Source organism: Paenibacillus sp. 203 (assembly GCF_037027525.1).
GTDB lineage: Bacteria > Bacillota > Bacilli > Paenibacillales > Paenibacillaceae > Paenibacillus > Paenibacillus polymyxa_B.
The window spans coordinates 473,671-499,805 of record NZ_JAXCHD010000003.1 but is presented as its reverse complement, the minus strand read 5'-3'; the positions used below and the strand labels follow the sequence as shown (position 1 = coordinate 499,805).

Genomic DNA, 26,135 nt, shown 5'->3' with positions numbered 1-26,135 from the left:
CATGCTGACTATTGAAGGCTTAACGATTCGGACAAATGTAAAAACGATTGTAGAGCAACTGGAGCTTGCCATTCGTCCGGGAGAATGGTGTGCTCTAGCCGGCGAAAGCGGTAGCGGCAAAAGCATGACGGCGTTCGCTATCGGCGGCCTTCTCCCCTCTTCTGTTACAGCGGAAGGAATCATTGCGTGGAAGGACAATAATTTGCTAGCCCTATCCGCTAAACAACGACGTTCTTTGCTGGGTAGTGAAATATCTTACATTTTTCAAGACTACCACGGGGCTTTCACCCCCTTTCTGCGTGTAGGCAGCCAACTGGACGAGCTGATGCGCGCCCATGGCAAACAAGATCGCAAGGCGCGCAAACAGCGCTGTATCGAGGTGCTGGAGCACGTACAGCTTCCCGCCGAGCGTGTGTACCGCAGCTATCCGTTCCAGCTCAGCGGCGGTCAATTGCAACGGGCAGCTATTGCGGCTGCACTACTGCTGGAGCCCAAGTTGCTTATTGCCGACGAGCCTACAACAGCGCTGGATACGCTCACAGCACATCGGGTGCTCCAACTCATTGACCAAATCCGGACGGAGACGGGTATTTCCGTCTTGTGGATCACTCATGACCTGCGTCATGTACGCAAGTATGCAGATCGAATCGCAGTGATGCGCGAAGGTTCACTGGTTGAAATAGGTGACACGCAAGCGGTGCTGAACCATCCGGACCACCCGTATACTCGTCGTCTACTGGCGGCTATTCCGCCGCTGTCTCCGGGCGCTCCAGCACGTTTACCTTACAACAGCACTGAAGAACAGAACGCAATGGAAAGGAGCGCTTTACATGGATAACCAAGCCACCTGCGCTCAACGGCAAGACACTTCTAATCCTGTCGTGACCGTCTCCGGTTTGACGAAGGCTTACGCTGGAGGCAAAACGGTGCTGCAAGATGTTGCTCTGACGATCTCCTCCCGAGAATGTCTGGGCATCGTCGGGGAAAGCGGCAGTGGGAAAAGTACACTCGCTCGCTGTATTTTGACACTGGACCCATTTGATCAAGGCGAGCTTAGACTGGATGGACAGTCTATCCGAGGGCTAAAGCTGAGCGAATTAAAACGGATTCGCAGCAGGCTGGGTGCAGTATTTCAACATCCATCTGCGGCTTTGAACCCCAGACTAACCATCCTGCACTCCCTGCTGGAGCCACTGGACCAGCTTAAGTACTATGTTCCTTCCTTTATGGCGGGTATGTCCTCAGAACGTCGGGATATAGCAGAACATTTGCTTGATATGGTAAAGCTTCCAGCCAGCTATCTGGACAAGTTTCCACATCAGCTCAGCGGTGGGGAAAAGCAGCGTGTAACCATCGCGCGTGCCATCAGCACAGAGCCGGATTTTATCGTATTAGACGAGCCAACGGCAAGTTTGGATGTGACTACACAAGCCACCGTTTTAAATCTTCTCAAGGATTTGCAGGATGAGCTAGGACTGGCTTACCTGTTTATCTCACATGATCTGGCGGCTGTGCACTTTATGAGTGATCGAATCATGGTCATGAAAGAAGGCAGTGTGGTTGAGCATTTTCCCAAAGAAGCATTATTTCATTCGGATCGCCATCCTTATACACAATCATTACTGGAGGTTTTTTCAACATGTTGCCTTCCCACCGAGCCTATCTTGCTTTAGCTATCCCTTTAATTATTTCGACGATTACAACCCCGCTGCTCGGTGCGGTGGATACAGCTGTAATCGGTCATTTGAGCCATTCCGCGTATTTAGGCGGTGTAGCGGTGGGCACTCTTATTTTCAATACTTTATATTGGCTGTTTGGCTTCCTGCGAGTCAGCACATCGGCTTTCACGGCACAAGCCGCGGGGGCACAAAATAACGACCAGAGCATAGCTGCTCTCATGCGCCCACTGGCCATTGCTCTACTCATTGGTGCGGTATTCATTGTGTTACAAAAGCCAATTCTGCTAGCTTCTCTTCAGCTAATCCATCCGGCTCAGGATGTAGCGGCGCAGGCAGCAATTTATTTTAACATTCGTATTTGGGGAGCCCCTCTTACATTGGTGAACTATGTGCTGCTTGGCTGGCTGATGGGATTATCCCGTGTGAAGGCTACATTATTTTTGCAAATTTCAATGAACGTAATCAATATGGTATTAGCTATTGTATTTACACAGATGATGCATTGGAATGTCACTGGTGTAGCAAGCGCTACTCTGATTGCAGAGGCTCTTGCATGTATATTGGGTCTAGTTCTGGTGTTCCGCTCATCGATTTGGAGAGAATGGAAGCAAAGCGGACAGATGAATTGGCGAGGTTGGTTTGGAGCCTCAGAGTTGAAAAGTGTCATGGCAACAAACCTTGATCTTATGATTCGTACAGCCTGTCTGCTGACAATGTTTAATCTGTTTACGGCGCGCAGTGCGAGCTTTGGGACCGATCAGTTGGCGGCGAACGCTATTTTGCTACAGATCCACTATATTATGGCTTACTTTTTTGATGGGTTCGCCAACGCCAGTAGCATTATGACGGGTCAGGCTCGGGGTGCCGGGGATCGTAAAATGCTGCAAAGGGTTATTCACTTGTCCTGGTTCTGGACACTGGTGACCAGCGTAGTGACGGGAGGATTGTATTTCGCACTGAAAGAGCCGCTTATCTCGCTATTTACGGATAATGCCACAGTGATTAGTCTTACAGGCCCTTATAATGGATGGCTTGTGGTCTTTCCGCTGGCAGCCGGGCTGGGACTGGTATTCTACGGTGTGTTTACGGGGATGACGGTAACGTATCCGATCCGTAATTCGATGCTGATCTCATTGCTCTGCTTTTTGATCGCTCTCTTCTGGTGCGTTCCCCATTATGGGAATCACGGACTTTGGCTGTCCTTTATCGTATTTGCACTAGGACGGTCACTGTTTCTTGTAATCTATTTACCTCGCTTGCAGAGGATATAGCAGCACCTGATTTACATCGCTCTCAAAAACAAAGGATGTCCCATCCACCATGTACGTGGTGTTGGGACATCCTTTTATTATATATTCATACGGCTTTCAGGTTAGGGTTTGCAGATACCTCTACTCGCCTTGAGGAACGGTCAAGCCCAAACCTTCGGCTATACGGCGTCCGTATTCAGGATCAGCTTTGTAGAAATGTCCGATCTGACGCAGTTTGATTTCATCACTTTCTACGGGCTTCATCGCATTTACGATGTTTCGGACCAAACGTGCGCGCTCTTCTTCACTGAGCAAGCGGTACAGGTCACCCGGCTGTGTGTAGTGATCATGATGATCGTAGGCTACACTTTGCGCTTCGCCAGACACTTCAAAAGGAGCAATTTTGTGCGCAGGTGATTCTTTGGGTCCACCGAGACTGTTAGGCTCGTAATAAACAGAGCCTCCGCCATTGCTGTCACTGCGTAATGCACCATCGCGTTGGTAGTTGTGTACTTCTGCATGCGGACGGTTGATCGGCAACGAATTATGATTTGCACCTACACGGTAGCGATGTGCGTCGCCGTAGGCAAACAGGCGTCCTTGCAGCATTTTATCCGGGGATGCTTCAATCCCAGGAACAAATGAACCCGGAGAGAATGTCGCCTGCTCTACCTCAGCAAAGTAGTTCTCAGGATTACGATTCAGCACCATGCGCCCAACCTCAATCAGCGGATAATCCTTTTGAGACCATACTTTTGTCACATCAAATGGATCAAAGCGATACGTATCTGCATCTTCTACCGGCATAATCTGCACATGAAGTTTCCATGCCGGAAAATCACCTTTTTTGATGGCATTAAACAAATCTTCTGTATGATAATCCGGATTTTCACCGGCAATTTTCGCAGCCAAATCCACATCAAGATTTTGCACACCTTGCTCTGTTTTAAAATGATATTTCACCCATACTGCCTGTCCTTCGGCATTTACCCACTTGAACGTGTGACTACCGAAACCATGCATATGTCTAAGTGTAGCTGGAATACCGCGGTCAGACATAAGGATACTTACCTGATGCAGCGATTCAGGAGATAAGGACCAGAAATCCCAGACCGCATTCGGGTTTTTCAGATGGGTTTGGGGATGACGTTTTTGCGTATGAATAAAGTCAGGAAATTTAATGGCATCCCGAATAAAAAACACAGGTGTATTATTGCCCACGAGATCATAGTTGCCTTCTTCTGTATAAAACTTCACCGCAAAACCACGTGGGTCGCGTACAGTATCGGACGAGCCCAGCTCACCCGCCACAGTAGAAAAACGGATAAACATCGGTGTACGCTTGCCCACTTCAGACAAGAAGCTTGCTTTTGTATATGCAGACAAATCATTAGTGACTTCAAAATATCCGTGCGCCCCTGCACCTTTTGCATGAACGACACGTTCCGGCACACGCTCCCGGTTAAAATGCGCCAGCTTCTCCAGCAGATGCACATCCTGAATTAGTGTGGGACCCCGTGAGCCTGCTGTGATCGAATTTTGATTATCTCCAACAGGAGCTCCCCAGCTTGTAGTCAGGTTCGTTGGTTGGTTACTCATGATTGAAATCACCTCTTGAATGAATTGGTTAACTATGTGCCTTTCACTATAAATTGTGCACAAACAAAAATCAATACTTTTTTATAATTATTATAATCTAGGATTTAGAATTAGTTTAAAATCATAAATAAAAAAGCAAGCCCCATAAGGCTTGCCGTATATGCAGTACTATATTTATTTACCAATATATATGTTTCATTTTTACTTTCTATAATGATTACTTTGATCACTTCTCGAAGTTTTGCCATTGAGGCTTTCAGACAATATTCATGTAGAATTCATCATAAAATCATAATAGCAGCTGCTTCCTATCAAGAAAATCCCAGATATCCTGAACCGACTGGGTTATCTCCCGACCTTCAGTGGATACGATTAGATCAGGTTCCAGCGGTGCTTCATAGGGAGCATCAACCCCCGTAAAATGATGAATTTCTCCGGCACGCGCTTTCTTGTACATTCCTTTTGGATCGCGTCGCTCACATTCCTCCAGGCTGCACTGTATATAAATCTCATAGCAACCTTCCTGCTGTAAAATCTCCTTTACCATTTCACGATCTTCACGATAAGGGGAAATGGTGGCGCAAATCGTTAGAACACCCGCATGTGCCATTAGCTTTGCAACTTCAGCAATACGGCGGATATTTTCTTTACGGTCAGCGGGCAGGAAACCTAGATTCTGATTTAAACCGTGCCGAACATTATCTCCATCCAAAATAAACGTGTGTATGCCTCGTGCGTATAACGCTTTTTCAAGTGTGGAGGATACCGTTGATTTTCCCGAACCAGACAGCCCTGTAAACCAAAGTACCGGACTTTTATGGCCATTCAACAGCTGACGCGCTTGCTTATCAATATCGGACACATGCCAGGTTATATTCGAAGATGGATTCATTCAGCACCTTCCTTTTTCATGGAATATTATAGTAAAACAGTTTTTATGCACTGCCTTCACTTCAAGAAAGAACATTTTTAAAGCTATTTAAAGTATGTTGGTCTGCTTTGTGATCCAACACTGCAAAAACAATCCGGTCAAACAGCAAACCATATCCTTCATCTACAAGCACTTGCTTGAACCAGAGGGCAACCTCTTCTGGCTTATTGCGAAATACTCCGCAACCATAGGCTCCCAGCACAAGATGTTCTACGCCGTTTTGCTTAGCCATTCCAAGAACGTAACGGATCCGCTCCAGCATCACTTCCCCAATCCGATTCACCTGCTCTGGCTCCCGTTCTCGCACAACTCCAGCATTTACAGCAGGTGCGGTCAGGAAGTCGACTTGATATGGCTTCTCCAACAATGTTCCCTGATCATCCCGAAATACCGGAACTACAGGCGAATAAATCATATAATCTGAATAAAAACAGCTCCGCAGCTTCCGATTATGTCCATACATCTCTTCCATTTGTGAAATGCAAGGATATAACGCTGACGAACGAGCCAAGCTTTCTTCTTGAGCCTGGCTGCCTCCGAGAAATCCACCTCCCGGGTTTTTAGCTGATGCAAAATTCAAACACGCCACGTGGGTCAGCTTCTCCTCTACCTGGAGTCTGTATGCCGCCTGTAACGTGCTTTCTCCCGTAATTTCCAATTTTGCAATAATCGTCTGTTCTTCTATGCGGGAAGAAGGCCCCAATATACTTTTTATTCTTTGCTCTGTTTCTTGCTTTACAGCTACCAGTTGAGAAGGTGTATATAACTTCGAGCCTGTGACCGCATTTCCTATCTCTTTTGTCATATTTACTTGAACCTGTTTGATATTCGTGTAATATCCATTCTCCAAAATGGTTAGTGTCTCCTGCGCCATATGTGATCGTGCATCCCGGTTACTCCGGGAATTCATTGTATTTCTCATGGTGACTATTCCTCCTTTTGCAATACATCCTCACGTAAATTCGTCAATATTTCCCCAAGCCAGTTCGTGCCACGCCATAGCTTGCGGTTCCGTATACGAGCATCGCTCTCAGCTAAGCCTACACCCCAAATGGTGTCGGTTGGACTAGCCTCAACCAGAGTGGTTCCTTTCGTTTTAAGCAGGTGCTTGAGCAAATTCGGATTTTGTGTAAACTTGGCGTAATTACCGTCATATACAAATTGCCGGCAATTGGCCTCCCACAAGGATTGGTCAAATCCGCGCACACTGCGGCCCCGGGCTTTTTGCTCCCTTGGGGTAGGTGCTTGCATAATTTTCAAGGCCGCCTCTTCATCCCCAAAAAGCTGTGCTTTTTTCAACATCATATATTGCTCGGCACAGTTAAACTCCAATCCATCCACGACAAAATCAGAAGGATACCATTGCGAAAATGGCGAATGACTGCGATAAAAAAATGTAAACTTTTCCATAAAGATTCCTCATTTCATATTCCTTATGCTACATAAAACGCGACCGAGGCTTAAATCGGTATAACTTGGACGGACGATGTCCAGCCGCCTTTCTATACTCATTGGTTTCTTCCACGAGATCAGCTATTTTGCGACGAAAAGCTGCGGCCAACAGCTCCTTACCTAGAATAATTTCATACACCTGCTGAAGCTCACTCAGTGTAAATAGAGCTGGCATCAGGTGAAATGCGATATCTGTGTATTCTATTTTGCTGCGCAGACGCTCTATACCGTATGCAATAATTTTGGCATGATCAAAAGCAATTCCTTGTGACTCCAGCACCTCTCGCTTGATTTCAATGGTTCTTCCCTTAAGAATTTCAGTTATTTTTACTTTGGCTGATAGATGGATGTCCCCATGCTTCAATGTGATGTCAATGTCTTGTTCCCATGTGTAACCTTCCGGCTGCTTCGTCCGCGTCTCCTGAGCTACGCTGTAATCCAGCTCAAACCATTGGGCATCATCAGCATCATCCCCCGCCAGTACCTCCAAGGAATCGTGATCCACCAATGCCATGTAAGCGCAGCTGATTACCCGCATACGAGGATCACGTGCCACATCTCCCCAAGTATATAACTGCTCCATATAAATCTGATCCACATTCGTTTCCGTTTTAAGCTCGCGTCGCGCAGCCTCTTCCAGACTTTCATCTATACCTACAAACCCCCCCGGCAACGCCCATTGCCCTATATAAGGGTGCTCCCCTCTTTGGATCAAAAGAAGCTGGAGGGTCTTCTCAGGCAGCTTCCGATAATTTTGTTGGAGCTGATCCATTACCGTAAATAGCAGCATATCTACTGTTACGGATGGGCGCTCATATTCATTCGCATCATACAGGGCCAAGAACTCCTCTTCCGTCAAGCCACTGTGATTATGTTTCGATCCATCTGTCACTTGCCTCACCTACCTGTTCATATATGGGTCATTTGTCGCTGTTAATTCAAAAGTGACGAATTCTCTATGTAACTTTTAATTTGAATTAATTGATAAAAACAAAATGTTAATATCAATACAGTAATATATAAAAACTGCTTCGTCAATAGGGTGTATAGTCCTATTTTTAATCATTTGATAGTACTATTAGACTGTTTACTGAATTTCACTTGTTGCTTATTGTCATATCATGTATGATGTTTTGGTCAATATAGGAAACACAACATACTAATCACGTAGGGAGAAGATCTAATTGTCTAACCAGTTTAATCCGCAATTCAATCAGCAAGGAGCACCATCCAGACCAGCCCCTGTTTACCCGCCTCCTGTATCATTCAAGGAGTGGATGATCAGTTTACTTCTGATGGCTATACCGGTAGTTGGACTTATTATGCTGTTTGTGTGGGCATTTAGCGGCTCGACTAATCCGAGTAAAGCTAACTATGCTAAAGCAGGCCTTCTTTGGGCAGCTATTGTAATTGTGATCTATATCATTATGGCTGTTGCTCTGTTGCCTGCCATCATAAGTTCATTGAATTCAAACAGCTACTATTGATTCTGATTACATAGCAAAATAACCTTCCGATGAATAACCTGATCATCAGAAGATCTTTAAACTAAACTGCCGATCTCGTCGGCAGTTTTATTTGATTTCTTTTCGCTTTACTCCTCCCAATTGGCGTAGCTCCCCCTTATAGCTTGAAAAAAAGCAAAAGAGAAACCCTGATCTTGTGTGAACCGGGTTTCTCAGGCAGCTAATCTAACTTCCTTTACTTATACCAAAGATCATCTGTTTCAAGTTCCTGTAGACTGCTCAAAAACGATTTTGAGTTATCAACATAAAGTTCGGTATCGATATAGTACAGCTTTTTATCATGTAAGCATTGATCAATATACTCTGCATTTAATATACTTTTATCTTCTACATTGGCAGCAAAAGCTTGCAGTTTGGGAAGCGCGGTTTTTTGATATTCAAGCCATGAATGGTGGAATCCAGCTGGCTCCTCCAGACAATAAATGTCATGATATAACGCTTCAGCAATTCCCTTCTTCCTGAGATAGTCGGGTGAGAAAGGCATACTTTTGAAGTACCGACCGGTCATGGCGAACACGCGGTAGCTCCAATGAGGAGCACCGTGATTAGATTGGCAAAAAAGATTCAGGAAGAATACAGAATAGTGCATTTTAATTGTAATAACTTGATGTTTCTTCACTTCCGAAACAATACGATCCGCCATCCGACTGTCAATGATCTCATCAAAATCAGCCAAAATGATCACATCATCGTCTTTAACTTTATCCTGTAAGATAGAGGAACTTCTGTTTCTTTGGCAAGCCTCATTATAAAACGCACTGTTATAGCTGAGCAGACGCCAGTACCAGCGGTCAAAGTTATCTGCGCCGCAGCTATCCACATCGAAGTACAATGAGTGCTTCTCAGGTTCACGAAACAGTTGATCCGCGTGAAATGGATGATGAATCACCTTGGGACCCACATAATCTGGATTAAAGTTGCAGGGCTTATCCAAATAGCTGAACGTCTTGTTGGCTTCGATCACGTGCAGCTCGTCAATCCAGCCGGCATTTTCTTTTATTTTAATATCTGCAATGCGATTTTCATTGAAAAATGGGCAAAATTCATATACTTTCATAATTTGAAGCTCCCCTCCCCTATCATGGTATATGGGCGAACACCGATGCTTTGGCACAGATGTTCGCTTATGAAGCGTATTAGTTCAGCGATCGTCTGATCCTTATAATGTAGTGAACTATAATAGCAGGTTAAACTTAATCTATCGCGTCTAAGACCTGCTGTTATATTTAGCTTGTAAGCAGAGGGATTGTCTGCGGCGTTCGTATTTCCGTAAGAAATGGATAAAGGCTCGTACAACTCATCGGCTATCCCGTTCATTTCCTCTGATTGGTAATGGAAAAGCATGTGTGTTCCGTCCTTTAGTGGTTCCGTATTTGGATTAATATTCTGTATCAAATGACGTAAAATAAAGTAATCCATGCCTTCAGATGGAATATGCCGCAACGTGTGTACGACATGTCCCAGTGCTACTTCCCAATTGTCGGACAGGTCTCCTTCCGGGATCTGAATTCGAAGGGGATATGCTCCGGCGAAAAAACCAATTGTACGATCAATCACGATACCCGGCAAAAAGGACTCACGTTGATAAGACATCACATGCAGCACCAAATCTGATTGCTTTTTCAATTGGAAACAAGCCTGTGACAATGCCGTCAGTAAGATGCTCAGTGGCGTAGTATGGTGCTTTACAGCCAATGCTTTTAGAAGAAGAATATGCTCCTCTCCTTCAAGTAAATCATACGTTATAGTTCTCATGTGGCGATGAAGTGGCTGTATCTCCGATTCCGTGTCAACCTGTAAAGATTGGCCGCCTTCCACAACCTTACTCCAGAAAGTGGATGCTTTAGGAAAAAAGTCTTTCGCCGCATATTGGGTCAACGCCATGCACCAATCCCGATAACTGCTTCCCTCCTCCTCCGCATGTAACGCCAGATCATTCCCTTTTCCCGGCAGGAGAAGATGTCTCAACTCTTCTAAAAAAATGTTTATGGAAATCCCGTCAGAAATTAAATGATGGAACAGAAGTAATATCACCTGTTGTCTCTCTTCGCAATAATGGTCAAACAACACAACTTTCCATAAGGGTCCTTCTTTGATATCGAATTCACGCTGCACTTTCGAGCAGTATTCCGAAATGTAGGCGTCATGTGATCCCGAGACCATGTGCAAATCCACGTAAGAGACTACCTGTTCTACACTTATTTTCTGCTCAAACTGATACCATTCATCATCTTCCAGTTGAGCAAAGGATAGTCGCAAAGCCGCATGTTTGTTCAATAGTGACTCAAGCGACGTGTTCAGCAATTCTGTAGGGATGCAATTTTTGAGCCGGGCCAGGTAAGGTACATTAAACATGTTACGATTCACGAGATCTCTTTGAAAAAAACGTTTTTGTACAGCAGATAGCGGAAATCCGTCATCCGGATATGCTTTTCTTATAGACTGAATATATGGGATATCCATATTTGGACTAAGGACAGTTGTTGTATCCGTCATTGCATTGCTCAATGAGAGGGCCAAACGTTCGATCGTCTGTTCGCGAAATATTTGGTTAACCGTAACCGGATATCCGCTTTTTTGCAGCAGACTGGCTATGCGTAGCGCATGGAGCGAATGTCCTCCCAACGTATGAAAGTCTTCATTTTTGCCAATGTAATCTAGCTTCAGAACCATGCCCCAAACTTCTTCTATTGTTTGTTCCAATTCAGTCTTCGATCCAGCATTTACTTCTCTATCACTACTATGGATTTCAGGTAAAGGAAGCTTTTTGCGATCGATTTTTCCGTTAGCCGTTAATGGGAACGATTTCAGCCAAACGTAACGAAACGGTATCATATAAGATGGAAGACCTTCAGCCATAAAAGTATGAAGCTGCTCCACTCGTTGCTCCTCTTCCGCTGTATAGTAAGCGATCATTCGCAAATCGCCATGAACCTCCCGGACAAAGGCCAGACATTCTTTCACTAGAGGATAGCTGCTAAGACGGAACTCGACTTCTCCAAGTTCGATTCGATAGCCACGTAGTTTTACCTGATCGTCAGCCCGTCCAATATACTCGATATTCCCGTCTGGTAGCCATCTCGCCCGATCTCCCGTACGGTATAGAATTAAATTTGTACCTCTTTCACCATCTTTGGCAGAGCGATATGGATTCGGTGCAAACGCATGCTGTGTCAATTGGTTTTGCCGCCAATACCCCCTTGCAACCCCGTCTCCCCCCACGCATAATTCCCCGAGTGCTCCGACAGGCTGAACACGACCCCACTTGTCCAGAATATAACAAGTTGAGTTACTAATGGGCTTGCCAATAGGAATATTCTGCTCAAAAGGCTTTTCGATCCGGTAGCTCGTCGAAAAGGTGGTGTTCTCCGTAGGACCGTATACATTGAGAATCGAAAGTTCTGGATAGGCAAGCCGGATACGATTTATATGCTTAACTGACAAAATTTCTCCACCTATGAGCAACCATTGGAGTCCAGCAAATATCTTTTCATTTTCTTCAATCCAGTGATTACACAGTGCGGAACTTAGCCATAGTGTATTAATTCTCCACTCCTTCATCCGCTGTTCCAGCACATGGATATTTAGAAGATCATCTTTTGAAACTACAAACAGCTGTCCTCCATTCAGCAACGTCCCCCAAATTTCAAACGTAGAAGCGTCAAAAACAGGCGAACCCGTATAGAGCAATCTGATATCAGAGGAAAACGGGAAATAAGAGGTGTTTTTGACCAAGCGAATGACACTGCGATGTTCCACCATAACGCCTTTCGGTTTTCCTGTCGATCCTGATGTATACATTAGATAAGCAAGGTCATTGGGAGCAATCATGTTCTCCTTCTCTTCTTGTTTCACCACTCCATTTTGGTCAAAATGCTCTGTATCAATTAATATTAAATGGATTCCCCTACTAGCTTCCGAGATACGTTCCGCTCCTTCCTGTGAAGTGAGGATGGTGTCCAGTCCAGCGTCCTTGATTAATTCATGGGTTCTTGCTGCCGGAAAATCGGGGTCAATGGGAACATAGGCATATCCCGCTTTCATGATCGCCAGGATGGAGACAATGAATTCAAGAGAGCGCGGCAAGTAAACTCCGATAAACTTTCCATGATTGTTGTCATCAGCATCATCCGTTAACATCTTGGCAATGTGCTGGGACATGAGGTTTAGGGTGTGGTAGGACATAACCTGATTGTGCGCAATTACTGCCGGCTGCATAGGCCGTAGTTTCGCTTGCTCCTGGAATAAATCAATAATTGAACGTTCTCTGGGATATGCTGTATACGTATCGTTCCAGTCATAGACGATTCGTTCATATTCATCCTTGTTCATAAAGCAAACGTCTCCGACGGTGTGATTCGGATATTCCAACACATATTGCACCGTATTTAGCAGATGCTCTGCCAGTCGGCAAACCGTTTCTTGTTTCAGTCGATCTGCATCATACATAAACTTGATGGTGATCTGTTCCCCGTCATTGGCAACGGTGATCGTCATTGGATAATTCGTTTTCTCTCGTTCCTCCATAGCTGACATCTTCAATTCATTTTCAGGCTGCCGATAGTCGTTCAAATAATTTTCGAATGCTACGATGCTGTAAAACATGACATGTCCTTGAATACCAGACCAGCTATTCAGTTCGTTCAGGCTCACATAGCTGTAGTCGTTTAGTTTCTGAATGGTTTGGTGCAGCTTTTGTACATATTCAGTGATGGTTTGCTCCACATTCCAGTGCATGACCAAAGGTAACGTATTAATCAGCATACCCGTGATCCGATCCGATTGTGCAAGATCCGATCCCCTCCCGGACACGACCATGCCAAATACGGTTGTATGCGCATCTTGATAGACTTGTAGCACTTTGCCCCATGCGAACTGCACCAACGTATTTAGCGAAACTTGTGCTTGCTGTACAAAATCAGTGATCCGCTTGGTTCGTCTCGAATCGATACAAAAAGTCTCGATCTGCTGGTTCTCAATCGGTTGATGTACATCGGGAAGTATGCCCTTCTCTATCGGCAGATGGGTCGGCTCCGTTACGTCAGCCAAATATGCCTTCCAGAATGACTCGGCCTCCGTGCGATCCTTATTGTTTAACCAACGAATATAAGTTTCAAAAGAACGGGTCAAGCTGCGCTGTGGCATCCGGTTTTGCAGGCTACAAGCATAGAGTTCATGAACCCGACTCAGTAGTAGCGGCAGGCTCCAACCGTCCAGCAAAATATGATGGTAACTCCAGATCATCGTCCATTCATTCGAAGCGGTCTGAATCAGTGTTATGCGGAACGCAGGCTGACTCAGATCAAAACGGCGATTACGATCCATTGTCATCCAGCGTTCGATACACTCCTGTTGCTGCTCTGGTTGCTCTGCTTCAAAATCCAAAAATGTCCAATCCCATTCTACATTTCGGACAATACATTGTATGGGCTTGTCCAAAGCCTCCCAAATGTAGCAAGTCCGCAAGCTATCATTTTCAGAAATGATGCTGTTCCAGGCTTCTCGGTAACGGTCTACCTCTAGCCTGCCATGATATTTCCAACTAACCTGCACAAAGTATTGATCGGAACTAGGATGATCTAAATAATGGAACAGCAGTCCTTCTTGTAAGGGACTTAGGTACATCATTTTATCCAATCCAAATTGCCAATGATATGTCTTTACGATCTGGTCGAGCGAATGCTGTTTCAGTGACACTGATGGAAAATCACTAGGTGTGAATTCTTGGTGTTCAGTCCGGCTGCAATGTTCGATAATAGCAAGCAAACGTGTTATAAAAGTATCTAACAACTGAGTAATGGTGGCTTCTTCATAGTGACGTTTGCTATATTTCATAAACAAATGCAGCTTGCCATGAACAATGGAACAGTTGAGTTCCAATAGGCTTGTTCCATGATTAAGCGGCGAGCTATAATCCTGTGCTGCGTCACTTGTAAACCCTAACCACTGGTTTAATTCGCTCGCATTCCCCTGATCAAACTGGCCCAAGTAATTGAAAAGAGCCTGAGGTTCAGAAGCTGATAACTCGGAACGGACTTCTGTATTCGGATGGCAGTATCTCAAAGCGCCATATGACATGCCGCGGTGAGGAATACAACGCAACTGCTCTTTGACAGATTTAATCGTCGCCCCCAAGGGGGAACTGTCCGTAATCTGAATGCATACCGGAAACATGGAGGTAAACCAACCGATGCTTCTTGTCAGATCTATATCGGATACAAAGTGCTCACGTCCATGACCTTCTAAGCGAAACGCAATCGTCTTCTGCCCAGACCAAGCGGAGAGCGCCAGGGACCAGGCTGTAAGTAGCAGGTCGTTAATCTCGGTATGGTAAGCTTGGGAGCAATGGTGCAAAAGCAGTTCCGTATCGTCTGGAGTAAGCATCGTAACCCATTCCGAAGATTCACTGCTCTTTTTACGAGCCGGTGAATGGTCCACTGGCAGCACAAATGCTGCAGTTTGATGCTGCACCTTTTTCCAATATTCAATATGACGTAAAGTATCTTTATGTTTAGAATAACTCATCAATACAGAATGCCATTTTTTGTATGGATTTAAAACAGTAGGCAGCGCTATACCCTGATACAATTGATACAATTCCTGGACCAATATTCTCCAAGACACTCCATCAATGACTAGATGATGTATAGTCATAAACAGACGGGTTTTACCGTCAGGGTGACCTTGAATTACTCCTGCATACATCATGGCGCCCGTCTCATAATTCAATTGTCTGTTCCACGTATCACATATGCTTGAAATTTCGGATTCGGGATAATCGACTTGTTGAAGGGTGTAGCTAGCCAGTTGAATGGAAGCATCCTTTCGGTAGCGCTGCAAATACACATGTTCCTTGACTACGATCTCCATTGAAAGCTCTGGATGTAATCGAATCAATTGATTAATGGCAGTTTCCAGCTTCACAGCATCACAAACACTGAGTACAAACAGCTGTGATTGGTTGAAATAATGCGGCTCTACAAACTGTTGCTCGAAAAACCAGTGCTGGATCGGTGTCAAACCAAATTCGCCTGTCAAGTCAACGCTGAGATCTTCCTTTTGATCATTGTCTGTCCAAGTAACCACAGCAGCTAATTTCTGAATGGTTGGATACTCCGCAACTTGTCTTGGAGTAAGCATGATACCATGATCCCTGGCCATAGATACGACCTGAATGGCAAGAATTGAGTCTCCCCCAACCGCGTAAAAATGGTCGTTAACCCCGATATCTCCTCTTTTTAAAATCTGCCGCCAAATCCAAAGCAAGCGCTTTTCGAAACCGTATTCCTCTGCTTCCACTACTTCATCAGCTTGAATAAATAAGTTACCCCTCGGATCGGGGAGAGCTCCACGTTCGACTTTTCCGTTTGTATTTACTGGAAATGACTCCAGATAACAAAAATATGAAGGAACCATATAAGCTGGTAATACAGAGTTTAAGTGCTGTGTCAGATCGGCCTCTTTCAATTCTTCTACGGCAGTATAATAGGCCACCAGTTTATGGTAGGACCCGTCTTTCCAGGCTTGAACGATACATTGACCGATGTCGGGATGTTGGCAGAGCTGATGTTCTATTTCACCCAGTTCGATACGATACCCTCTAATTTTAATTTGTTCATCACTACGGCCGATAAATACCAATTTACCACCCGGCGTCCATTTCACAATGTCCCCGGTTTTATATAACCGCTCACTGTGTGGTGGATTTTCACTGCTGATTACAACCTCTTTGTGAACGAACCGTTCCTGAGTCAGTTCTTCACGATTCAAATATCCTCTGGCAAGCCCTATACCGCCCACCCATAGTTCGCCGGGAACGCCGACAGGCACAGGACTGCCGAATGGATTCAAAACGAATAAACGTTTGTTATAGACGGGTTTGCCGATCGTAATTTCTTTCCCTGGTCTGCAGACAGAAGTAGAACAAATAATCGTCACTTCGGTCGGCCCGTAAGCGTTCACGAATCGTCTTCCTCTTCCCCAATAGTCTACAATATCAGACGTACAGGGTTCCCCAGCAGATACAATTGTCCGTAACCTTGGCAGTTCCCTATGTTTCATCGTACGCAGCACTGATGGTGTCAGCATGGCAATGTGGATATTTTTCTCTTCAAGAATATCTGAAATGTCTGCATAAGGAGGCAGTTCCTCGTCTGACAGAACAACCACTGTTCCGCCTACTGATAGCGTGCCGATCCATTCGTAGACCGAAGCGTCGAAACTAATGGAGGCGAATTGCATGACTCTTGAATCTGAGGTGATACCAAACTTTTCAACAAGATAAGGGATCAACGTAACCAGACCAGCGTGTTCAATAAGCGTGCCCTTTGGTCTTCCAGTAGAACCGGATGTGTAGATGACATAAGCCAGATCATTATGTTTAACCTTGATCTTCAAGTTTTTGTAGGGATAGTAGCCCTGCCGTACCAAGCATTTATCCACACAAATCAGCGAATGTGCTCCCATACCCATTTGAGAAATATATGGATTCAGCCTACTTACTAATTGGCTGTGCGTTATAATCATTTGGGCCTGTGCATCTTCTAAAATAAATCGCAGCCGTTCCCCAGGATATTGGGGATCGACCGGAAGATAAGCAGCGCCCGCTTTCATAACTCCAAGCATCGACGGGATCACATCTGCGCTTCTATCCAAGACGATGGCAATCAGCGTGCCGGTCGGCAGAACGCCATGTCCCTGTATCGAATACGACTCTAAAATCATGCGGCTGATTTGATTTGCCTGGTGATTTAACTCATAGTAGGTCAGCTTCTGCTCTCCAAACTCTAAAGCGATTGCATCGGGTGTTCGGCCAGCCTGCTCCTCGATCAAATGAACCACAGTTTTATCCAAAGGATAGGACTGTTCCGTATCATTCCATTGTTGCATCTGTCTGCGTTCTCTTGTGGTCAGCATGGGGTGAAATAGTACCGTCTTCTCCGGAAGAAGGAGTGCATTTGCCAGCAGTGTTTTGAAATGGCCTGCGAATCTAGCGATTTGCCTTTTTCCAAAACGACTGCCATCATACTGTATTGCGCACTCCAATACATCCGGGCCATAACGGTAGCAGAGCGCGATTTCTGGCTGATCTATACCATAAAGGGGAGGGGACTTTTCCGCATTTAAACTTGGAGAAGGAAAGTCATCATAAATTTCTGAGATACCCACATTGAAGAAATCCTTCTTCCCCCCTAATAGAGGATCGACTTTAGTTTGCTGCGAAGAATCCTCTCTCCACTCGTCGCTACTAAGTTGTCTGTTCCATTCCATTTGTATCCTTTGTATCAAAGAGAGAAGATGATCTTCCTTCTGTATATGAATGAGTAGTGGATAATCCAGACGACATCCTTTCCCTTCTTTGTCTGATACCACGGAATATAAAACAGGCAGAGCATATTGATTGGCGTAATGGGATAACAGTACGGACCATATGGCTGTTATAAAAGAAGGCATACCCAGCTGATGATGCTGTACAAAACCCATAATCGTTTTGACCTGTCTTGTCCCCAAACGAATCTTGTAAAGCGCTTGATCATGGCCTTCGGGCTGTCCGGCATTTCCACTATGGTGAGAAAATAAAGGCAAGTAACGTCGCGGTCTATCAGAACAACTCTGATTAGATGTATTGGCTGATTCCTTCACTTATTAAACCTCCCCTATCCGGGATGCCATACCTGCAGCTTGATAAAAAGCAGCCCTGACTTCCTTAACCTCTATCTCGTAACTGCATCGTATAGAAAAAATAAGGCCGTCCGTGTAGGAAGAAGCAATGCAATTGAACAGTGAATAGATCGGCAGCGGATTTGGTTGCTTTATGACAGTATCATCATAATAATTGCTGTATTTTGAGCCTGCTTTGGCACTGTTTCCTAAATAGTTAAACATGAATAAGTCTAGTTGCTCGTACTGCTTCCCAAACTGTGCAAGTGTTCTGGCACGTTTCCACTTGTCTTTGTAATCAGGACTCGTAAAAAGATGCATAAAATTAATCGTGTGGTGCTTTAATAAGTCTAGTCTGCTTCTGACAGACTGCATCATTTCATCTGGATTCTGCTTCAGTTCCATCAGCATAGGCACAAAATCGATAAATTCACCGGCCGTGTTATAATAAGCCGCCTCGTCGTACCTTCTTCCATCATATAAAAATAACAATGGTAGCTTATCCATACCTAAATAAGTTTGCAAGCCCTTTGTATAGACAGAAAGCGCAAACTCCAAAGAAGGATCTTCAGCAGGGATACTTACGTTAAACAGGTAGGCTTCTGTGCTCGTTCGAAGCTTCGGAGCTTGGAAGACGTTTTGCTTGCTTTTTTGGAACGCTTCCAAATTAAAGGCTGATATCAATTCTTGTTCCGTGATCCCTTTCGGTCCACTTTGGATTTGTTTAACATACTCCACATAGGGCTTCACTTCATCCTTAGGAAGGGGTCGATTTTGAAGCAGACTCCTGTAGTAAGCAATCAACTGTCGTTCGGCTACTTCCGAGGTCACCCGATCGCATATCGCATGATGATAAATAGTAATGACATAATGTTCACGCAGGTTTCGTTTCAGCACAAACATGTGGAACAAAGTATGTTCTCCGGCGAATCGGGTGTTCGTTACATAATCATTTATCATGTCCGTAATAGGACCACATGGATTGTAATCCGACACGTCAATGATGTTGAGCTTTGGCAAACCATCGCTAGAAAGTACGTATTCCTTCCAATAAGTCCATCCATCTCTTTGGACCGGGACGCTTCTCAGTAATCCTTGACTTTGTATAAAAAGAGCGTAAGCCTGATCCAAAAAATCGTAATTCACACACTCATCTAGCCTAAATATACCTAAGCTTGGAGGTGTATGAAACGAGATTTGCATTTGTTGAATTCCACTTAGCGGATATTCTTGTGCCACTTGCCCTGTTTTAATCCACTGATCTTTTCTCAAATAATCGTCTTCCAGCCGCTTGCGTAAACTTGCCGCCTGATCCAGATCCATGCTTTTTAAGCCCAGACGCTGGAAAAACTCCTCTTCATCCATGGTCCAGTATGGATCAGCCATTTTAGCTTTTTGATGCAGTGGTACAATGTAGTGAGGCAGTAGCTCTTGAGCTATTTTCCCATCCATGATCCGCATGATATGGTTTACGTCGGCCGCCGTGTCGTAGTAAAGCACCTGAATATCTCTAACTTCGTGAATAAAATCCCTTACTTGGTATTTCACTTGCTCGTAAATACCATCTGTTTCTTGGTGAAGCCAAGACATCAACTCTTGTGTTGTTTCTATGATGTCCTGCTGCTTTTGGGACCCTATAACACTATTCTGAGTTGAACGAAGATAATCAGCGAGTGCCCGAATCGTTTTATAGTGGTAAATGTCTGTTAAAGTGGCGTGATATCCTGCACGCTCCATTCTCGACATTAATGTAAGCGCATGAATAGAATGCCCACCGAGGTCGAAGAAGCTATCTAAAACACTGAACTGCTGCACCCCCAATACATCCTGCCAGATGTCCATCAGCTTCGTTTCCAGTCCCGGCTTCGGAGACACATATTCTGCACCACCATGTATATTCTCTTCAAGGGCCAACAGTGCCTTGCGGTCCAGCTTACCATTCAGTGTCAATGGCATTTGCTCTAGTTGTATATAAAAAGATGGAATCATGTAATTTGGCAGCTTTATAGAGAGAGCGGTTTTAATTTCATCTGCTGTCAGTTTTTTGGTCGCCGTAAAGTATGCTTCCAGCTGCTTTTGACCGTCCTCCTTTTCACGGGCGATAACTGCCGCTTCTTGTATATCATCTACTTTTAATAAATGCGACTCTATTTCCCCAGGCTCAATTCGAAAACCCCTTATTTTCACTTGATCGTCGATCCGGCTGATATATTCGATGTTTCCGTCCGCTTGCTCTTGCACCCAATCTCCAGTTCGATACAACCTGCCTCCAGGTACCCATGATGACTGAATAAACCTCTCTTCTGTCAGCTCTGGACGATTCAAATAACCTTTAACTAATCCATCGCCAGCGATGTACAGTTCACCTGCAACTCCCTGCGGCAGAGGATGCTGCTCTTGATCCAAGATGTAAACCTTCGTGCTGCTGATTGGTTTGCCGATCGGTACGGTATTTGCATTTTCGTCCAAATGATCAATCGGGTAATAAGTAGCAAATACCGTACTCTCTGTCGGTCCATAGACATGAATTAAACGGCCCGGACCTAGACGGGCAAACGCTTTACGCACATGGCTGACTGAAACCTTCTCACCACCGAATAGCAAGGTTTCAATAGTTGCAAAGCAATCGGGATCCACATCCACCAATGCATTAAAAAGTGCTGTCGTGACGAAGCATTTCGTGATCTGTTGTGTCCGTAGGACGCTTGATAGCTCACGTGCATTCATGGTTTGATCTTGTGAGTTCAATACGAGAGTGCCTCCGTTAAGCAAAGCCCCATAAATACCAAATGTAGAACCATCGAACGAAAAACTGGCCACTTGTAATATCCTATCTTTTGACGAGAATTGGATGTAATTTGTCTTTTTAACAACACGTATAATATTGTAGTGCATCGTCAGGGCGCCCTTAGGTTCGCCGGTAGAGCCAGACGTATACATAATGCAAGCAAGAGTATCGGAACCTTGATTAGATGTGAGATTCCCTGTTTCTTTCCCATAGTTCCGCTTGTCCAACAAATCCAGTACAACACTGGCGAGCTCTGTTTGTTGGTGGATTGGAAGCTGGGTCAGCAGGAGATTTGCACCAGAATCCGTCAGCATATAGCGTATACGTTCCTTCGGGTATTCAGGATCAATCGGCACATAGGCTCCCCCAGCTTTTAAAATCCCGAAAATTCCGATGATCATTTCCAATGAACATTCGACCATAATTCCGACAGCCTCGTCATTATCTAAACCTTTAGCCCGCAAAACATGTGCTAGTTGATTAGCCTGTTTGTTCAGATCAGCATACGTCAAGTGCTTGTCCCCAAATACAACCGCTATGTGATCCGGTGTGCGCTCAACCTGCTCTTCAAACAATTGATGAATCGTTTTCTCCCGCGGGTAATCCGCTAACATACCGTGTAACATGTTCCACTTCATCTCCTTCTCCTATTAACTTTTTTTAAAAATGGGAATCTTTCTTATGAGCCAACGCTAAAAAAGAGTATGTGTGGCACTTAGAAGTGATTTCGGATAGGCAGTTGGATGAAGTGAATGAAGACTACAGAGGATAAACCATAATACCGATATTACATTAGGTTGGGTATTTAACTGGAGAAAAAGAAATGACATCAGAGCTTGTTTTTCAACTGAAAATTTCTTTAAAATAAGTATATAGCTACTTTTTGCTCTACAATAAAATACCACAGATTGGTTACTCGACTGGAGGAAAAGAAATGACATCGGAGTGGCAGAGATTACAGACCAAACTGCCGGAATGGGTAGAACAAAGCCGTCATGAGTATATTCATGGCAAGGTAGCAGCATATATTCCTGAGCTGTCCAAAGCCCCGGCCGACGCGCTGGGTGTTGTTGTAATGAACGGTGCGGGTGAAACTGTGGTAGCCGGAGATACGGAAATCCAATTTACGATGCAAAGTATCTCAAAGGTATTTACGCTCATTCTGGCCTTGATGGATAATGGAGAGGACGTTGTCTTCTCTAAAGTGGGTATGGAGCCTACCGGAGACCGTTTTAATTCCATGCTAAAGCTAGAACTAGTTGAACCGGGCATTCCGTTTAACCCACTGATTAACGCCGGAGCAATCGCAGTCTCCTCTCTGATTCGCGGGAACAGTCCAGAAGAGAGATTTGCGCGTGTTCTCCAATTTTTCCGCCTGCTTACCCACAATGACACATTGGAATATGATCAGGATGTCTACGATTCAGAATCAGCTACAGGCCATTTGAACCGTTCCCTTGCTTATTTTCTAATGGAAAAAGGAATTTTAAGAGGTCATGTGGAGGATGTGCTTGAAGTTTATTTCAGACATTGTGCTGTCAAATTGAACTGTACTGATTTAGCTCGTATGGGACTTGTATTAGCTTACAATGGTCGAGATCCAGTGACAGGTATACCGCTGATTCCCCGCCGCTATGTACAGATCGCCAAAACATTTATGACGACATGTGGCATGTATGACGCCTCAGGGGAATTCGCCATTCAAGTCGGACTACCTGCCAAAAGCGGCGTATCAGGCAGTATTATGACGATGGTACCCGGACGATATGGCATTGGACTGGTTGGACCTTCTCTGAACCGTATGGGCAACAGTACAGCTGGTGTACACTTGCTAGAGAAGATGTCTCGGGATTTGGACTGGAGCTTGTTCTAAGTATACGAAAAAGGGTATTCCCCAGCCTTTACGGCTTAATAGGAATCCCCTTTTTTTTGTTACGCGCCTTCTTTGTTACGAGATTTGACCGTTAATCAGTTTAATTTGAATGCGGAACGGATCAGCTACATACTTGGCGCCCTCGCGTTCTTGCACTCCATAGCCTGCTGCCTCTAAACGAGCAACAATGGCATCCAATTCCTTCTGATCTGGTACGATCAATTCAAAATAATCCAATCCGGCAGCGTGCTCAGGAGCTGGTGGGGCTCCTTCACCTGCCCATATATTCAAGCCCATATGGTGGTGGTAACCACCTGCGGAAACGAACAAGGCTGAAGAGCCATATCGGCACGTAATGTCAAAGCCAAGCACATCGCAATAAAATTGCTGTGCTTTGAGCAAATTAGACACATGGAAGTGGACGTGCCCGATTATCGTTCCCTGAGGTAGTCCCTGCCAAAGTAGATTTTCGGAAATCGCAACCAAGTTTTCTGCATCCACGGGATCTGTTCCCATCATGTAAAATCCATTAGCATCCTTTTTCCATTGATCACGGGGACGATCTGCATAGATTTCAATTCCGTTATTATCGGGATCATGGATATAAAGGGCTTCACTTACATCATGATCTCCCTGTCCGATTTCAATCTCATGAGCCAGCAGATTACGTAAGGACAGGCCCAGAGCTACACGGTTTGGTAAAAGAATAGCAAAATGATATAACCCGGCAGCAGATTGACGCGGCAGAATAACTGCATTTTCAATATAGTTAAGGATCAGTAGCGCATGCTTCCCATCGACAGTCAATTCGGCGGTATTCGCCGTTTGACGCAGTAGCTGAAAACCAACCACCTCTGTATAAAATTGAATAGAACGCTCCAAGTTACTAACTTTTAATGAAACCTGCCCAATTTTGGTGTTGTCATGTATATGTGCTGTCATGAGATTTCCCTCTTTCTACATGGATTGGAGGACTAAAGCAACCAAAATCACTTTTCTGTTGACTCACGACGCCCGAACAAAGAGTCCAGAGACAAGCGAGTCGTTGGTGCAAATACCAGATGAAGAGCTACCAGAATAAAAGCAATATCCAGCTCATAGCCAGCGCCTTGACCATTCCCCATCAACCCGCCGGACAGTTTTGCTGTAAAAATGGCGCCGATCAAAACAATAACCAAAAGCCCAGATACATAACGAGTAAGCAATCCAAGAATCAATGCAATCCCGCCGACCAACTCAATCACCGCAACGACATAACCTAGAAATCCTGGAACGCCAATGCTGGCAAACCAGCCTGCTACATTACCCAACCCCATTTGGAATTTAGCAATTCCGTGTGCCAAAAACAAAATTCCCAGTGCCACCCGCATAATTGTAGAAATGTTTCTGCTTGCTGAACTCATGTTTATCTCTCCATTCTGTTTGTTTATTACACTCATACAAGTGCATATGAATAATTAATTTATATTACTAATAATTTGGTTAAAAAAATAATCCTGTCTGAATCTATGCCGCAACACATTAGTGTGAATCAAACTCGAATTATTAGTAATAGAAATAATTATTTTGTAATGTGAATTTATCATAAGAAACTGTAGTCTGTCAACAAATTATTTGGTATGATAAATATTAAATTAGTATACATTATATTTCCTTAAAGGAGGAACGTTCTATGAGTATAGGATGCAACATACGCGCTGCTCGTAAACGTAAAAATTTATCCATCCAGCAAATATGCGAACGAACCGGACTATCGCAAGGGTTTATGAGTCAAGTAGAAAATAATAAAACCTCTCCTTCCATCGCTACATTGGACAGTATCGCTAATGCGCTTAAGGTCCCTCTCGCTTTTCTGCTTCTTAAAGATGAGGAACGGATGCAAGTAATTCGCAAGGACGAGCGCCGTAAAACCTTATATGGTAAAAACAACCTCCAGGTTGATCATTTGGGAGGGCAAGGAAACGTTAAAATGATGCTGGTGGACATGCCGCCAGGCTCGTCTACAGAAGAGGAGCATGCTCATGGGGGAGATGAGATTCATTTTATCTTGGAGGGCACGGTATACGTGGAGCAAGGCGAGGATTCGGCTACTCTGGAAGCAGGGGATTCCTTTAGCTGGAGAGCAGCTATCCCCCACTATGCCAAAAATGTGGGAGATAACAACGCACGAATTCTGATCTCCGTGTTTCTCGAAGCAGATAATGACGCTTAATCGATATTTACGCAAGCACGAAGCAACAAAAGTACAAATCCTATCGAAAAAAGCGCGTACCGGAAGTATCTTTACTTCAACGATCCGCGCTTCTTATATTTTCATTTGCTATTGCTGCTCTTAACTTATTTCATCGCCTGCTGGGCATCAGTACGCGATTCCCACGGTAGCTTGAAGGTTTTCATAATTTGTTTGGTATTAGCCGGGAGTCCAGTTATCGGATCACCAGTAGTACCCAGCAGTTCTTCTTTTTTATCCGTAGTAATACGCCCATAGAAAGTGGTACTGCTGTCTCCCCATCCTGTAGTGAACTCGTAGATCAGCGGCTTATTTAGTTTCGGATAAGTTCCCCACTGATTTTTGGCTTTATTCTCCAAAAAACGCCCCAGCGGGTCGTATTCCATTGTAAATTCTTTATCAAAAGGAGCTCCCACATACCCTTGATAGGTGACAATCGGAAAACCGTCCTTCACTTCAACCAGACTTAGCACATCCCCGTTCACTGTAAAATACCGTAATGCTTCACCTTGGGGGAACATGTAGACACTGGACAGAAGCTCAGTGTTAGGACGGTGTGCTTCGATATAAGGATGGACAGAACGTCTGCCTAAACGAGTTAACGCATCACGCGCTGTGGCCAGATCCCCCTCGTATATTTGTTCTTTTATTTTACCATGAATCTCTGGCTGAACCTGAATCTGTGAATTTGTCTTCTCCAGCGTATAACCTAATTCAAGCGACACATCTCTCAGAGGTACATATACTTCTTTACTTACAAGCTCAAAGGTAATTTGCTGCTGGTTCTTACGTGATCGCTCCTTAAGAACCAAGGGTTCTGCCCACTTTTGTAGCGTGACCTGCTTCTTTTTGACATCCCAGTGGTAGGTTGCACCCACAGCTTCGGCGAAAGGTTTAAGCGGAACCATGAGCTTTCCGTGGATCAGTAGAAGCTTAGCCTTGCTGTCTATAGGTTGACCGTTTATAACAATATCTATGAACTGCGTTGATTGAGACGCTATGGCACCCTGTTCAGCAGCTTCGGCAACCGCTTGATGCATTGTGGTCAAGAGTAAGGATAGCATTGACAAGGCGACAAACAATCGCTGAAATCCTGCTCGTTTTAGCTTCATCATCAGTCTCCGTTCACTCAATAGACTTGTTCATT

At 44.6% G+C, this 26,135-nt stretch carries 17 protein-coding genes; 6 read left to right on the top strand and 11 right to left on the bottom strand.

What is annotated here, in order from left to right:
* Position 1 precedes the first annotated feature (1 nt).
* From WA407_RS08680 to WA407_RS08670, 3 genes are read left to right on the top strand one after another with little or no spacing between them, the layout of a single operon-like run.
* On the top strand, positions 2-838 hold the full coding sequence (locus WA407_RS08680) for an ABC transporter ATP-binding protein (protein ID WP_336077138.1): 837 nt from the start codon (positions 2-4) through the stop codon (positions 836-838).
* Entirely contained in the window at positions 831-1,673 is an 843-nt protein-coding gene (locus WA407_RS08675; RefSeq protein ID WP_336077137.1) for an ABC transporter ATP-binding protein, read from the top strand. The genes WA407_RS08680 and WA407_RS08675 overlap by 8 nt, the downstream gene beginning before the upstream one ends.
* Positions 1,640-2,950, top strand: coding sequence for an MATE family efflux transporter (locus WA407_RS08670; RefSeq protein ID WP_250268457.1), 1,311 nt, complete (start codon positions 1,640-1,642; stop codon positions 2,948-2,950). Before WA407_RS08675 ends, WA407_RS08670 begins: the two co-directional genes overlap by 34 nt.
* A 120-nt stretch (positions 2,951-3,070) precedes the next feature.
* On the opposite strand, the gene katA is transcribed toward WA407_RS08670, so the two are convergent.
* From katA to WA407_RS08645, 5 genes are all read right to left on the bottom strand, one after another.
* Complete coding sequence (gene katA, locus WA407_RS08665; protein ID WP_235309742.1) at positions 3,071-4,528, bottom strand: catalase KatA; 1,458 nt, start codon at positions 4,526-4,528, stop codon at positions 3,071-3,073.
* Positions 4,529-4,817: 289 nt separating this feature from the next.
* Positions 4,818-5,420 carry an adenylyl-sulfate kinase gene (gene cysC, locus WA407_RS08660; RefSeq protein WP_336077136.1) on the bottom strand — a complete coding sequence of 201 codons (603 nt, stop codon included), beginning with the start codon at positions 5,418-5,420 and terminating at the stop codon, positions 4,818-4,820.
* Between the two features lie 61 nt (positions 5,421-5,481).
* On the bottom strand, positions 5,482-6,381 hold the full coding sequence (locus WA407_RS08655; protein ID WP_336077135.1) for a TIGR02452 family protein: 900 nt from the start codon (positions 6,379-6,381) through the stop codon (positions 5,482-5,484).
* Between the two features lie 5 nt (positions 6,382-6,386).
* Positions 6,387-6,869, bottom strand: a complete 483-nt coding sequence (locus WA407_RS08650) for an NADAR family protein (protein WP_023988856.1) — start codon at positions 6,867-6,869, stop codon at positions 6,387-6,389.
* A 28-nt stretch (positions 6,870-6,897) separates the two neighbouring features.
* Positions 6,898-7,803, bottom strand: coding sequence for an NUDIX hydrolase (locus WA407_RS08645; RefSeq protein WP_254328539.1), 906 nt, complete (start codon positions 7,801-7,803; stop codon positions 6,898-6,900).
* A 292-nt stretch (positions 7,804-8,095) separates the two neighbouring features.
* Between WA407_RS08645 and WA407_RS08640 the strand changes: the two genes are divergently transcribed.
* On the top strand, positions 8,096-8,398 hold the full coding sequence (locus WA407_RS08640) for a hypothetical protein (RefSeq protein ID WP_069289635.1): 303 nt from the start codon (positions 8,096-8,098) through the stop codon (positions 8,396-8,398).
* A 214-nt stretch (positions 8,399-8,612) separates the two neighbouring features.
* Here WA407_RS08640 and WA407_RS08635 read toward each other — a convergent pair whose 3' ends face one another.
* Genes WA407_RS08635 through WA407_RS08625 form a run of 3 tightly spaced genes read right to left on the bottom strand, consistent with a single transcriptional unit; the run spans position 8,613 to position 21,499 of the window.
* Positions 8,613-9,494 (bottom strand): hypothetical protein, encoded by an 882-nt coding sequence (locus WA407_RS08635; RefSeq protein WP_254328538.1) that lies wholly within the window; start codon positions 9,492-9,494, stop codon positions 8,613-8,615.
* On the bottom strand, positions 9,491-18,079 hold the full coding sequence (locus WA407_RS08630; RefSeq protein WP_336077134.1) for an amino acid adenylation domain-containing protein: 8,589 nt from the start codon (positions 18,077-18,079) through the stop codon (positions 9,491-9,493). Before WA407_RS08630 ends, WA407_RS08635 begins: the two co-directional genes overlap by 4 nt.
* Before the next feature lie 3 nt (positions 18,080-18,082).
* A complete protein-coding gene (locus tag WA407_RS08625) occupies positions 18,083-21,499 on the bottom strand; it encodes an amino acid adenylation domain-containing protein (protein ID WP_336077133.1) in 3,417 nt (1,138 codons plus the stop codon).
* A gap of 320 nt (positions 21,500-21,819) precedes the next feature.
* Here WA407_RS08625 and glsA point away from each other — a divergent pair, with 320 nt between their 5' ends.
* Positions 21,820-22,758 carry a glutaminase A gene (gene glsA, locus WA407_RS08620; protein WP_061828299.1) on the top strand — a complete coding sequence of 313 codons (939 nt, stop codon included), beginning with the start codon at positions 21,820-21,822 and terminating at the stop codon, positions 22,756-22,758.
* Between the two features lie 75 nt (positions 22,759-22,833).
* Here glsA and WA407_RS08615 read toward each other — a convergent pair whose 3' ends face one another.
* Both WA407_RS08615 and WA407_RS08610 read right to left on the bottom strand, forming a co-directional pair.
* Positions 22,834-23,700: a VOC family protein gene (locus WA407_RS08615; protein WP_254328535.1), complete on the bottom strand. Its 867-nt coding sequence runs from the start codon at positions 23,698-23,700 to the stop codon at positions 22,834-22,836.
* A gap of 47 nt (positions 23,701-23,747) precedes the next feature.
* Entirely contained in the window at positions 23,748-24,161 is a 414-nt protein-coding gene (locus WA407_RS08610) for a DoxX family protein (protein ID WP_061828297.1), read from the bottom strand.
* Between the two features lie 269 nt (positions 24,162-24,430).
* Between WA407_RS08610 and WA407_RS08605 the strand changes: the two genes are divergently transcribed.
* Positions 24,431-24,970, top strand: a complete 540-nt coding sequence (locus WA407_RS08605) for a helix-turn-helix domain-containing protein (RefSeq protein ID WP_061828296.1) — start codon at positions 24,431-24,433, stop codon at positions 24,968-24,970.
* Positions 24,971-25,095: 125 nt separating this feature from the next.
* Here WA407_RS08605 and WA407_RS08600 read toward each other — a convergent pair whose 3' ends face one another.
* Positions 25,096-26,121: a copper amine oxidase N-terminal domain-containing protein gene (locus tag WA407_RS08600; RefSeq protein WP_336077132.1), complete on the bottom strand. Its 1,026-nt coding sequence runs from the start codon at positions 26,119-26,121 to the stop codon at positions 25,096-25,098.
* Positions 26,122-26,135 lie beyond the last annotated feature (14 nt).

Bases quoted from the DNA above. Each gene is read 5' to 3' on its own strand.
- WA407_RS08675 (WP_336077137.1), top strand. From the start codon at position 831: ATGGATAACCAAGCCACCTGCGCTCAACGGCAAGACACTTCTAATCCT.
- WA407_RS08650 (WP_023988856.1), bottom strand. From the start codon at position 6,869: ATGGAAAAGTTTACATTTTTTTATCGCAGTCATTCGCCATTTTCGCAA.
- WA407_RS08615 (WP_254328535.1), bottom strand. From the start codon at position 23,700: ATGACAGCACATATACATGACAACACCAAAATTGGGCAGGTTTCATTA.
- WA407_RS08655 (WP_336077135.1), bottom strand. From the start codon at position 6,381: ATGAGAAATACAATGAATTCCCGGAGTAACCGGGATGCACGATCACAT.
- WA407_RS08670 (WP_250268457.1), top strand. From the start codon at position 1,640: ATGTTGCCTTCCCACCGAGCCTATCTTGCTTTAGCTATCCCTTTAATT.
- WA407_RS08625 (WP_336077133.1), bottom strand. From the start codon at position 21,499: ATGTTAGCGGATTACCCGCGGGAGAAAACGATTCATCAATTGTTTGAA.
- WA407_RS08680 (WP_336077138.1), top strand. From the start codon at position 2: ATGCTGACTATTGAAGGCTTAACGATTCGGACAAATGTAAAAACGATT.
- glsA (WP_061828299.1), top strand. From the start codon at position 21,820: ATGACATCGGAGTGGCAGAGATTACAGACCAAACTGCCGGAATGGGTA.
- WA407_RS08605 (WP_061828296.1), top strand. From the start codon at position 24,431: ATGAGTATAGGATGCAACATACGCGCTGCTCGTAAACGTAAAAATTTA.
- cysC (WP_336077136.1), bottom strand. From the start codon at position 5,420: ATGAATCCATCTTCGAATATAACCTGGCATGTGTCCGATATTGATAAG.
- katA (WP_235309742.1), bottom strand. From the start codon at position 4,528: ATGAGTAACCAACCAACGAACCTGACTACAAGCTGGGGAGCTCCTGTT.
- WA407_RS08610 (WP_061828297.1), bottom strand. From the start codon at position 24,161: ATGAGTTCAGCAAGCAGAAACATTTCTACAATTATGCGGGTGGCACTG.
- WA407_RS08635 (WP_254328538.1), bottom strand. From the start codon at position 9,494: ATGAAAGTATATGAATTTTGCCCATTTTTCAATGAAAATCGCATTGCA.